A 12,222-nucleotide genomic window follows, 5' to 3' on the forward strand; every position below is an offset into this window, starting at 1 on the left:
ATATGTTGATCCTGGACGGTGCTGCCCCCGTATCCTTAGGTAAGGTCTCAGTGGAACGGGCAATGGTGAAGATGAAGAAGAAGTCCACAGAGATGCGCAAGGTAGTAGCCCCGCGGCAGCCCACGCCGAAGCCCAAGGCGTCGCCCAAGCCTAAGATGAAGGCCAATCCCCGAGCACGCCCAGCGGTAGACACGGTCCGCGCCTCACGCGATGGCCACGAGTTCCACGAAGCCTGGGTCGCTCGAAAGTGCCTGGGCTTGCTTCTGCCAGGGGCCGAGTTAGTCGGTATTGCGGTGGAAGGTTTCGCCAACGAGGACCAGCGCGGCGTCTCAAAGGAAGGCAATGAGATTGCCGACGCGGTGCTGTACTTCGGAGGTGGCGCCAACCTGCAGCAGGCCACGCGTGTGGTTGTCGTCCAGGTTAAGTACTCCAAGGCGGCCGAGCACAAGCCGTTTCGGGCAGCAGACGCGAAGAAGACGATCGAGAAGTTCGCGCGTACGTATCGCGCCTGTAAGACGTCGCTTGGGACCGAAAAAGCGCGGGCTAAGTTGCGGTTCGAGCTAGTCACCAACAGGCCCATAGAGCCCGCACTGCTCGAGGCCATCGAAGGTCTGGCGGCGCAAAGCCCGCTCAAGGGAGACCCGAAAGCGCAGGCGAATCAGCTGACGGACGCCTGCAAGCTGACGGGCAAGGACCTCGCCGAGTTCGCCGCGCGGCTGGACATGATCGGCCTGACCGGCGACCTACGAGAGAACAAGCAGCAGCTCGCACTCACTTTGGTGGACTGGTCAGACGCGCGGGACCATATGGCCCGCCGCCGTCTCGCGGACATCCGGGAGATGGCACGCGACAAGGCCGGTTTGATCAAGCAATACCGCAACGTCATCGTGCGCACGGACGTGCTGGCTGCGTTGGGCCTGTCCGACGACAAGGACCTACTCCCGGCGCCGGCGAGCTTTCCGCCGATCGTAAAAGTGGTTGATCGCGTGCAGTTGGACGACACAGTCCACCGCATCCCGCTGCTCACCCGGCCGTTGGTCGTCCATGCCGAAGGCGGGTTCGGAAAGACGGTCTTCATGAACTCGCTGGCCGCCCGCCTGAGCCACGAGCACGAGACGATCCTGTTCGACTGCTTCGGCATGGGCCAATACCGTGCTTCCGACGACAGCAGGCACCTGCCAAGCCGCGGCCTGGTGCATATCGCCAATGAGCTCGCCTGTCGGGGATTGTGCGATGCCATGCTGCCCTCGACCAGCACCAGCGAAGACATCCTTCGCACCTTCCGCATGCGCCTGGAACAAGCCGTTACGACTTTGCGCCGCGGCTCGGCAGACCGGCAACTGGTCCTGCTGCTCGACGCGATCGATAACGCCAGCGAGATCGCACGCGATCGCAATCAGGATTCGTTCCCTCGCCTATTGCTGCAGAGCTTGGAGCACGGCACAGCGATCGCCGGTCTGCAGGTGGTCGTCAGTGCCCGAACGCACCGGCTGCTCGCCGCAACCGGCGAGATCTCCGCCGAGGAACTCGAATTGGCGCCGTTCGTCGAGCTTGAGACACTTGCGTTTCTTCGCACCCGCGCAGGCAAGCTTACCGAGACGATGATCCAGGTGGGCCAGGCGCGGTCCAAGGGCAATGCTCGTGTGCTGGAACATTTGGCCGCAGAACGTTGCCTGCTGGCGCCAAGCGAGATCAACAAGTCGATCGCGCTGGACGATCTTATCCAGCACCGCCTCGACCAGGCCTTGGTCGAGGCACGCAAGCTGGGCAATGCAGATCGCAGCATCCGTGCTTTCCTGGCAGGTCTGGCCACTTTGCCGCCGCCCGTGCCGCTAAAGGAGTTCGCTCAAGTCAATGGTATGGCCGAAGGCGCGGTCGCCAGCTTCGCGGCTGACCTGTCGCCGTTGCTGGAGCAGACCAAGCATGGCCTGATGTTCCGCGACGAGCCCACAGAAACTCTCATCCGGCGCAAATATGCCGGCGACGCGGCGCCGCTACATGAGCTGGCGACGAACCTGTTCGCAACGCAAGGCGAGTCGGTCTATGCCGCCACGACGCTTCCCGACCTGCTACTGCAGCTGGAGGATGGCGAGAAGCTCTTCCAGTTGGCCTTCGACCAGCGGCTGCCTGCGAGCATTACCAGCACCGTGGGCCAGCAGAAAATTCGCCATGCGCGACTTCGCGCCGCCGTGGCGCACGCCGTTCGTGTCAACGACATCGATCACCTCGTGCCGCTGCTGGTCGAATTGTCGACCCTCGCCGCGATGGACCAGCGGGGAACGACGTATCTGCTGGATTACCCCGATTTCGTGGTCGCCTTGGCCGATCAGGATTCACTTCGGCGCATCTTCGAGGCACGAACCCAGTGGCCCGGCTCCCGCCACGCCCGCCTGGTAATTGCGCATGGGTTGATGGGCGAGACCGGCGAGGCAATCTCGCACGCCCAGTGGGTCGCTGAGTGGCTGCAGCACTATTTTGACCAGAAGTGCGACGCGCATGACCGCGCGCACCCAACGGTCCTGGACTTAGCGGCTCTCCCGTTCTGCTACCTGCTCAAGGGCGACGGCAAGGCAGCGGCCCGAGACCTATCGAGTTGGGTCAGCGCCGAGTACGGGTACGACATCGCCAAGACGATGCTCCAACTGGTGCGCCGTCCCGAGGCCGCGACTTTGCTCCGGCCGGAGGTGATTCGAACCTGCATCGATGCGCTGGCGTCGATTGGGCCGATCGTCGCGGCAATTCAGTACACCGCCGGCAGCCCGGAGCAGCAACGCGCTCAGCTCGAGTCGCTCTCGGCGGCATGCACGGCGGTCGGCCCGGTGAAGCTTGGGGATCACTACCGACCCGAAGAACGCCCAGTGGTACAGGTAATGGTGGAGGCCGCGGCGAAGGCCGTGAGGTTGGGGATGCCTGCCCAGGCCACCGCGATTCTCGCCGCGCTGCCATTGGTGCCGCCCAGCCTGCACGTGTTCATGGACTCGTCGTACTGGATCGGTGAGGTCGCAACGTACATTGCGTGGCAGGTCATCACCTGCTGCGCGTCCGGCACCCAGATTGGGCCTCGCGACCTGCTGCCGCGCGAACTAGCCGAGCATGCAGCGAGCTTGACTCCGAATCTGCCGGACGCGGAGTTCCTGACCGCGCTCAAGGAGGCAATTGACGCTGACCACCAGGCGAAGGTCAAGGCCGCCCAGGACGCTAAAGAAGATGCGCGTCACGAGTACACCCGCCATGCATTGGCCATGCAATTTCTCGGAGGACGCATTTCGCGCTGGCTCGATATCGCGCGTGACTTCGCACAGTCCGTTGTCGGTTTTGGTTCCACTGCACCTAGCTTGGCACCGCTGACGGCCCGCTGGATCACGCTGCGCAACACCGACGACTACCACTCGGGTGGCCGCTGGGCGCAACAGCAGCACAACACAGTCGGTGAGCGCTTGCTGGCGCTGGCACTCGCGGCGAACGATGCATTTCCCGCGGGCGAAGTAGCGGCATACATCGAAGCCACCAGCGAACCGGACACCACGCCCGTGTCGAACCTGATCGAGCTCGTCGCCTTGCTGGCGTCCCGGCCCGCGTTCCATGCAATGGCAGGTAAGCTTGCGATCAAAGCGAGCGCGGCCACCGAGAAGGAACATGAGGTCACAGACCGGGCTGCACACTTCGCGCAACTCGGGCAGGCGATCGCGTTGGCAAGCCCCATCGAAGCGGTCGCGTACTTCCGCAAGGGTCTCGAGCAGATGGATGCAATTGGCTCGGGCGACTACCGCTTCGTCGAAGGGTTGATGCACTTCGCCGGCGCGTTGACTGGTGAAGGCCTCGGCCAGCGCGAGAGCCACACCTTGTCCAACATCTGCGAACTCAACTTCGGCGAGGAGCAGAAGTTCGGCTGGGGTTCTTACGGCACGGCGATGAGCCGGGTATCAGGTGTGTCGGGGCTCGCTAGGCTGGCGCGGTGGCAGGACCGCGGACGAATATCTTTGGACTACACGCTGTTGCCGTATGTGAGGGCCTTGTTGGAGGATGACAAACTCGACGCCGAGCTCGCCCTGACGCTTTTGCGACTGTCTAACCCAGCAGAGCTCTATGTATGCGGAACCACAGAGCTGGTGGCCACCTTCGAATCCAAGCCGCCCGCATGCGTGCCCGGCGTAGCCACTGAGCTCGTGGCGCAATATCTGCAGAATAACCCCGGTGCACTGGGATCTGAGACGCCTCGGGCACTCGCCCGCTTCTCCGACGCGGTGCTGGGTGAAAACGCATGGCAACGTCACTACTTAGACGCGGCGGCGGATCGGCTCTACGTCAAGCGCGATGACCACAACACGCACGCCAATTGGCGAGCGCAAGGCGCCGACGCGTCGCCTCGAACCTGGGAAGGTGAGCAGGCCATGGCCAAGGCGCACTTCGTGCAACTCGCCGCGGACACCGATCCGCTCGATGAGCTCGCAGTGGGGCGCGTCCTCGATGCAGCGCGCACGCATCACTTGAACATGCGCTTCTCTAGTGATGTCCTCGATACGCTCCGAAGGAAGATTTCTTTCAAACAATGGCCTGACTATCTCTTGCTTATAGCGCGGCTTGAGATGTTGGATCTGTACGAGAAAGAACGGGAACTGCAAACCTGCAAGGAGCAATGGGCCGGCTCCTCACTCGCCGTAGCCCCAGCGCTCAAAGCATGCGCACCGGTCATCGCACGGGTGAATGCACGCGAATACATTTCCTTCGACTACCTATCGGGTTCGCACGTCCGTGCCCTTGAGGATATCTGTGGTCTGGCGCGCCGCGACGTACTAATGCTGCTCATCGATGAGTTCACCCGTCCCAAGATGGCGGTGCCGGCCTCGGTGTGGCTCAACTTCGCTGCAGAGTTCAACGGGAAGACGACGCATGGCGTAGGCGAGGCAGCACTGACCCGCCTGTTGCAGAGCGGGCCGGCGAAGCTCGCGTCCAATACAGAGGACGGTGCGTGGCAGGAAACGATGACCTTTACCGGAGATGCAGTCGAGGCCATCGCGGGATTGACCTGGTTCCAACTCGGCTCGCCCATTACCCGGCAGCGATGGTTAGCTGCCCATAGCCTGCGCACGGCGGTTCGCCTAGGACGCGCCGATGTGTTGGATAGGGTCGTTACGAAGTATCGGCGCCGTGACGCGGCTCCCTTCCAAGCGGCGGAGCTGCCGTTCTTCTATCACCACGCCCAGCTCTGGTTGCTTATCACGATGGCGCGCATCGCACTGGAGGCGCCCAAGGTCGTTGCTCGGCATGCCGATTTCCTCGAAACGATCGCATTGGACGCTGCGGACCGCCACGTGCTTCGCCGGCATTTCGCGGCGCAGGCCCTACTAGCCTGCATGAACGCGGGGGAGGTGACCCTACCGAAGGCGCTGGTCCAGAAGCTGCAGCGCATCAATCGATCAAGCTTCGCGGCCCGGAAGGAGGATGACTACTATGGAAGCGGCTTCTCCCCCATGCGCCCCAAGGGCATGGCCGAGCCCGAGCCCGAACTGCATCTGGATTACGACTTCAGCAGGGACGACGTTGCACAGCTGGCGAGCCTGTTCCGACGGCCGCATTGGGAAACGGTGGATGCCCTCGTCGCCAAGGTGCGTGAACACGACGCCCATATCGAGTCCATGGGCGATCGCAAAGGGCGATTGCGACCGGGGCGTGACCACTACACGCGCGGCATCGACGCCGAGTACCAAGCCTACGGCGAGCAGCTGGCCTGGCACGCCTTGCTCTCGGTGGCCGGCGATCTGCTCTCCGCGCACCCGGTAGTCTGGCGCGGCTACGAGGAGGAAGACCCGTGGGAGGACTGGCTCTCGCACAAGGTGGTGACGCACCCGGCGGGCTTGTGGCTCGCGGACGGCATGGATCGCCAACCCTTGGACACCTGGGTCTCATTAATGGTCATGGGTGACACCACTATGGACCTCACCGCGGATCCGGCCGTATTGAAATCGTTGCTAGGGATCGGAGATTCGGTAGGAGACTGGCTCACCGTCGATGCCAGTTGGCACTCCAACGAGAACGTAGAAATCAGGGTGATGTCAGCGCTGGCGCCGCGAGACCAGAGTGCCGCATTGGCCGAGGACTTGGCCGCTCAGGGGCCTTTCCAAGCCCATGTGCCGCAGCTCCAGATATACGAAGACGACGGGGTGGCCTCGAAGCGCGATGCGCCATATCTGCCGTGGATCGTGCGCAAGGATACTTATGCCCATCTGGACGAGACCGATGTCTTAGGCGCTGCGACGTCCCCCCGCCCTGAGTAGCGGTCGGGTTTAGAGTCCGGGGTTGATGATATCGGTGTTTGCCAGATGTTGGGCATAAGCGGACGGCGTCATGCCGCCAATTGCTTTCTTCGGTCGGTCCTCGTTGTATTCGCGTCGCCAGCGTTCGATCTCGGTGCGCGCGTGCAGCAACGTCGGGAACCAGTGCTCGTTGAGGCATTCGTCGCGTAGTCGGCCGTTGAACGATTCAACATAGGCGTTTTGATTTGGCTTGCCGGGTTGGATTAGCCGTAGTTGCACACCACGGGCATGTGCCCAGACGACCATCGCTTTGCCGCAAAACTCCTTGCCGTTGTCGGTGCGGATCACCTTCGGTAAACCGCGACTGTGTGCCAACCGATCCAGCACGCGCGCAACGCCGTGCCCGGAGATCGCGCGTTCCACCTCGATGGCGACCGCTTCGTGCGTTGCGTCGTCCACGATCACCAGACACTTGATCACTCGGCCGTCGGCGGAGCGGTCGAACACGAAGTCCATCGACCACACCTGGTTGGCCTGCGCTGGCCGCAGCAGCGGCTGACGCTCGCCAACCGGCACCTTCTTGCGCTTGCGGCGCCGCACTTGTAGCTGCTGCTCGCGATACAACCGCTCCACGCGCTTGTAGTTCACCAGGCGTCCTTCCTGTCGCAGCTTGAGATAGATCATCCCCACGCCGTAGCGGCGATGGCGATGCGCCAACGCAAGAATGCGCTCGCGCAGTTCGCCATTGCGGTCTTGGCGTGGGCAATAGCGCAGCGCGCTGGCGCTCATGCCGATCGCCGCCAAGGCGCGACGCTCGCTGGCACCACGCCCGATCCACTCGCGCACCAGCGCACGACGCGCCGGTGCGCTCACCACTTTTTTCGCAACGCATCCTTGATCAGGTCGTTCTCGAACAACTGCTCGGCCAGCAACTTCTTTAGCCGCGCGTTCTCGGCCTCAAGATCCTTGAGCCGCTTGGCGTCGGGCACGCTCATTCCGCCGAACTTGCTGCGCCACAGGTAATACGAGGCCTCGCTGAAGCCATGCCGCCGGCACAGATCCTTGATCGCCACACCGGCATCAGCTTCGCGCAGGAAGCCGATGATCTGTTCTTCAGAAAAACGCTTCTTCACGTCCAATCTCCTTGGGGTAGGGAATTGGACTCCAAACTGAGGTGCTACTCAAAATTGGGGGGACGTCGGCGGGTATCGAGCCTGGCTCCCCCAGCGCCAGGTGCCGGCGGTCGTTCCCTGACGGATCGTGATCCTGCTGGAAGCTCGCTCCACTCGGAAGCTCCTGAAATGTCATTCGTGCAAGAGGGAGGTACGGATACGAGTCTCTGAGTTTCCCCCTCAGCGTGCGCTGGACGAGGGACGCTTGAGGCTCAAGGGCGCGGACCTGGGGCGGGAACCTGTTGAGAGCCGCTTTTCTTATTGTCGAGTTTTGTGGTGTGCAGATAGATCGCACATTGATTCCAAAATTGCTGGACCTCGAAGGACGGGCACCGTTGGAGTGCGTCGGTGATCTCCGCATAATCCCATTGCTGCCCATCGGGCGGGCGCACTGTCACTCGCGAAGGCAGGTGACCTCCCCTACGCATGACCAGGTAGCCCCCACCCGATAGTTCGAAGCGCTGTGTCGACACTGGGTTTCTGTGGTCCGAATTTATCCGCTTCACATGGTCACGCAGCCTTTTAGCCAGACGGCAAATATCCCTGAACGTCTCCTCGTTCCACAGGTTGCTTGTACGCCGGTTGATGGCCTCGATCGGTGTCTCTCCCGGATTCGGCTGAGCCGGATACCTCGCCTCTAATGTGACCGCATTCTTCAGGAAGCGCAGAAGATCCGGGGGCGCGACAGCCTCCTCGATCTCCAGGTCATTCGCCAGCTGCTCGTACTTGTGGCCATAACCCTTCGCATCCCCATCCAGCAGCGTTCTCTCGCAGCCCATCAACCACTTGGCCAAGCCTGCCTTGAGGTACATCTCGACGGCGTAGCCCATGAGAAGAACCGATGCACGGGGATTTCCTGTCAGTGCTATCCACTCGGCATGTCGCAACATCAAAGGCCTATCCGCCTTGATCTGCCGCTTCTGTCGCAGCCACCGGGCTCGGATCGAACGCGCTGTGGCTTCCTGCCCTTCCCCTTCCTGCATCCAGGCGTTCGCATCGCTACTGTCCAGACCCTTTCCGACGGTGCGCCTGAACTCCAGCGCAGATGATTGATCCATGGTTTCAACTTGTATGGCCATGAGCCATCAATCTTCGCAGATCATTCCCGTACAGAGATCGCACTCTTTTCTCCAATGGGTCTGAGACCAACGGCACCATGGGACTGTCATAGACGCTGATCGATGCCGTCCGCCCTGAGTAGCGGTTTGGTTTACAGTCTGGTACTAATGATATCGGTGTTGGCAAGATGTTCGGGAGCACCAGCAGGTGTCATGCCCCCGATTGCTTTCTTGGGTCGGTCCTCGTGTATTCGCGTCGCCCACGTTCGATCTTGATATGCTCGTGCAGCAACGTCGGGAACCAATGCTCGTCGAGGTACTCGTCGCTTGGCCGGCCCTGAAGGATTCGACGTGGGCGTTCTAGCTCGACTCTCCTGGTTGGATCAACCGCAACTGCACGCCACGGGCATGCGCCAAGACGGCCGTTGCTTTACCGCAAAACTCCTTACCGTTGTCGGTGCGGATCACCTGCGGCAGGCCGCGACTGTACGCCAATCGGTCCAACACGCGCGTCACACCGTGGCTCGAGATCGCGCGTTCCAAGTCGATGGCGATCGCTCTGTCTGTTGCATGATCTACAATCAAAAGACACTTGATCACCCGGTCTTCGGCGGTACAGTCGAGCAAGAAGTCCAACGACCACACCTGCTTGACCTGCATTGGCTAAAGCAGCGGCTGACGCTCTCCTATTGGCAACTTTTTGCGCTTGCGACGCCGGATCTGCAGCTGCTGCTCGCGGTGTAACCACTCTAAACGTTTGTAGTTAACAGGACGTCCCTCGTCCAGCAATTTGAGATAGATCATCGCTACGCCATAGCCACGATGGCGATGCGCCAACGCAAGGATGCGTCCGTCCAATTCGACATTTTTATCCTCGCGTGGGCAATAGCGCAGCGCACTGGTGCTCATACCGATCACTGCCGACGCATGATGCTCGCTAGCACCACGCGCGATCCACTGACGCACCAGCGTACGACGTGCTGATGCGCTCACCACGGTCTTCGCGGTGCATACTTGATCTGATCGTTCTCGAACAATTGCTCGGCAAGCAACTTCCTTAGCCGCGCGTTCTCGGCGTCAAGGTCCTTGAGTCGCTTGGCGTCGGGCACGCTCATGCCGCCGAACTTGCTGCGCCACAGATAGTAAGAGGCCTCACTGAAGCCATGCCGCCGGCATAAGTCCTTGATCGCTAGGCTCGCTTCGGCTTCGCACAGGAAGCCGATGATCTGCTCTTCGGAAAAACGCTTCTTCACGTCCAATCTGCTTGGGGGTAGGGAATTGGACTCCAAACTGAGGTGCCCCTCAAAATTAGGGGGGACGCTTCCGTCCCAGGAAGGATCACCTGCTCGACTACACATAGCGTGCGACTCGTGCTACGGCGCATGGGCCATACGGCCTAAGCGCCGTAGCGCTTTCTTGTACCGCAGGACTACCAGATGGCATCACTGGGTGAAGCCGAGCATGAAGGCTCGGCTCGCCGTTTCGTCAGGCGGCTACATCCGCCAGGGTCGGATAATCGGTATAGCCCGTTGCATCACCGCCGTAGTACGTGTTGTAGTCTGGCTGATTCAACGGGGCGTTGGCTTTCAAACGTTCAACGAAATCGGGGTTTGCAAGCACCATCTGGCCGTATGATTCCAGGTCAGCTAGGCCAGACGCCAGATCGGAGCCAATCCGTTCGCGCACGCGGCCAGGCCTGTTGATGATCAACGGGCCTGGCCACAGATTGCGGATTTCTGCCAGCACTGTCTCATCACCCTGGTGCATGACATGTAGGTAGGCCAGACCTAGCTTGGCGAGTGTGGCAGTGACATGTTGATACAGCGCCGGCGTGTCGGCGCCTTCGTCAATGCCCCAAAGCTTGACCCCTGGAGAGAAACGGATGGCGGTGCGATCGGCGCCAATTTCCTCGGCAATCGCCGTGGTCACCTCTATAGCGAAGCGGGCACGGTTTTCGATCGACCCGCCGTATTGGTCTGTGCGAATGTTGGCGCTTGGGGCAAAGAATTGCTGGATGAGATACGCGTTAGCACCGTGAATCTCGACTCCATCGGCACCTGCGTCGATGGCCCGACGAGCAGCTAACCGGAAGTCCGCCACGGTCTGGCGAATCTCGTCGATCGTCAATGCACGTGGCTCGGGGATCTCCTGCATGCCTGTCATGGTGAACATCGGCACCCCGGGAGCGATGGCTGAGGGTGCGACCGCCTGCCTGTGATGCGATGTGTTGTCGGGATGGGACATGCGCCCGGCGTGCATGAGCTGGATGAAGATGCGTCCGCCTTTTTCATGGACTGCGTTGGTGATGGCCTTCCAGCCTGCAACATGTGCATCGCTATAGATCCCTGGGGTGCTCATATAGCCTTGACCATCCTCGGAGGGCTGTGCGCCCTCGGAAACGATCAGACCCAAGCTGGCACGCTGGGCATAGTACGTCGCTGTCAGCGGCTTTGGGCTCCCGTCGGGCGCTGCGCGTGAGCGTGTCATCGGCGCCATTATCAGGCGATTGGAGAGAGTATTGCGTCCTACGCGGACGGAGCTCAAGAGTTGAGACATAACGGTCTCCGGATATATTTGAAGGAAGAGTGAAAGGCTGAATCGCGCAACTCGGGCTACGATTCAGAGAGCACGGCATTGATGGGTAGGACGCTTGATCAAAACGGGAACAGATGGCGGTGCCGGGTCATTGCGCAGCTGGCTGGTAGCTCATTGAGTGGGCGCCGGCATCAATGACGGAATGGGCTTTGTATGAGGTGAGACGGCAGATCTGAGCGCTGGTGTGTCGTGCTGTATGGATTGAAGTGATCGCAGTTACTTAAAGACCGGGATCGTTCCGGAAGCAGTGGTACCGTCACCGGCAGATTGCATCTGTTTGCCAAGCGTGCGAATTCGCTCTTCGCCAACGGCCAGCGCGTCTGGATTGGTGTGCACCGAGTAGTAGCCCAGGTGCAATGTGTGCGGGTGTGGAATCGCCGAGCCGAGTACGAAGACTGCATCGGTGGTCCCACGCGCTTCCAGCACGATGGGTGCACCATCTTCGGCAAAAGCCACCATGTCGCCGCATTGCAGCGATGCGCCGGCATCCAGCGTGCCGCTGGCAACTGCCAACCATCCGACCAAGTGACCTGCGGGCGGGCGATATGTCCAACGCTCGCCCGGCTTCAACGTGACCATCAGGTAATTGATCCCGTCGGGCGCATCAACCGGGCTGTGTGCGCCCTCGTATCCGCCAATCACCACATGCGCGGGGCCGACCCTGGGCATGTGCTGCGCTTCGATGTAATGGCTTTGCGGCTCTGCCAGTTCCAACGCTGCAGGCAGTGCAAGCCACAATTGGAATCCCTGGATGCAGGAAGCATCGGCTGGCGGCGTCATTTCCTTGCCGTGCCACACACCAATACCGGCGCGCATCCATTCGACTCCGCCGTAGCCAATGGTGCCGCGGCCGGTTTCCTCGTCGTGGTAATGCATGCTGCCTTCGGTAAAGACCGTGACCGTTGCGATCCCCGAATGAGGGTGCAACGGCATGCCCGACATCGTATGGATGATCGAACCCTGCGCATCAAAGATATCCAGGAAGACAAACGGTTTGAGCAACTGGCCGAGATCGGACGGGCTCATGAGCCGCGTGATGGGACCGCCGGAGCCATTACCGCGTGTGCAGTGGACGATTGCGCGCGGCACGGTGACCGTCGCCTCTGTAGATACGGATGACCGTTGCAGCGATAGTGTTTTCAT

5 protein-coding genes and 1 pseudogene are annotated in these 12,222 nt (G+C 61.1%); 1 reads left to right on the forward strand and 5 read right to left on the reverse strand.

Going from position 1 to position 12,222, the window contains the following annotated elements; translation table 11 throughout:
* Window positions 1–62 precede the first annotated feature (62 nt).
* Window positions 63–6,275, forward strand: coding sequence for an NACHT domain-containing protein (locus ACCQ15_RS18595; RefSeq protein ID WP_372380897.1), 6,213 nt, complete (start codon window positions 63–65; stop codon window positions 6,273–6,275).
* A gap of 9 nt (window positions 6,276–6,284) precedes the next feature.
* Here the strand turns inward: ACCQ15_RS18595 and ACCQ15_RS18600 are convergent.
* The 5 genes and pseudogenes from ACCQ15_RS18600 to ACCQ15_RS18620 all read right to left on the reverse strand — a co-directional run bounded on the left by ACCQ15_RS18600 (window position 6,285) and on the right by ACCQ15_RS18620 (window position 12,222).
* Window positions 6,285–7,387 (reverse strand): IS3 family transposase gene (locus tag ACCQ15_RS18600; protein WP_372166127.1). Its coding sequence is split into 2 segments (ribosomal slippage): window positions 6,285–7,129 and window positions 7,129–7,387, totalling 1,104 coding nucleotides; the frame shifts between segments, so codons are not numbered across the junction.
* 251 nt (window positions 7,388–7,638) lie between these two features.
* Window positions 7,639–8,505 carry a hypothetical protein gene (locus ACCQ15_RS18605; RefSeq protein WP_372380898.1) on the reverse strand — a complete coding sequence of 289 codons (867 nt, stop codon included), beginning with the start codon at window positions 8,503–8,505 and terminating at the stop codon, window positions 7,639–7,641.
* 131 nt (window positions 8,506–8,636) lie between these two features.
* Window positions 8,637–9,737 (reverse strand): annotated as a pseudogene (locus tag ACCQ15_RS18610) (IS3 family transposase).
* Window positions 9,738–9,969: 232 nt separating this feature from the next.
* On the reverse strand, window positions 9,970–11,040 hold the full coding sequence (locus tag ACCQ15_RS18615) for an alkene reductase (RefSeq protein ID WP_372380899.1): 1,071 nt from the start codon (window positions 11,038–11,040) through the stop codon (window positions 9,970–9,972).
* Between the two features lie 255 nt (window positions 11,041–11,295).
* Window positions 11,296–12,222 carry a pirin family protein gene (locus tag ACCQ15_RS18620; protein ID WP_372380900.1) on the reverse strand — a complete coding sequence of 309 codons (927 nt, stop codon included), beginning with the start codon at window positions 12,220–12,222 and terminating at the stop codon, window positions 11,296–11,298.

This window comes from Xanthomonas sp. NCPPB 1754 (assembly GCF_041475725.2).
GTDB lineage: Bacteria > Pseudomonadota > Gammaproteobacteria > Xanthomonadales > Xanthomonadaceae > Xanthomonas > Xanthomonas euvesicatoria.

Bases quoted from the DNA above. Each gene is read 5' to 3' on its own strand.
- ACCQ15_RS18595 (WP_372380897.1), top strand. From the start codon at position 63: ATGGTGAAGATGAAGAAGAAGTCCACAGAGATGCGCAAGGTAGTAGCC.
- ACCQ15_RS18605 (WP_372380898.1), bottom strand. From the start codon at position 8,505: ATGGCCATACAAGTTGAAACCATGGATCAATCATCTGCGCTGGAGTTC.
- ACCQ15_RS18615 (WP_372380899.1), bottom strand. From the start codon at position 11,040: ATGTCTCAACTCTTGAGCTCCGTCCGCGTAGGACGCAATACTCTCTCC.
- ACCQ15_RS18620 (WP_372380900.1), bottom strand. From the start codon at position 12,222: ATGAAAACACTATCGCTGCAACGGTCATCCGTATCTACAGAGGCGACG.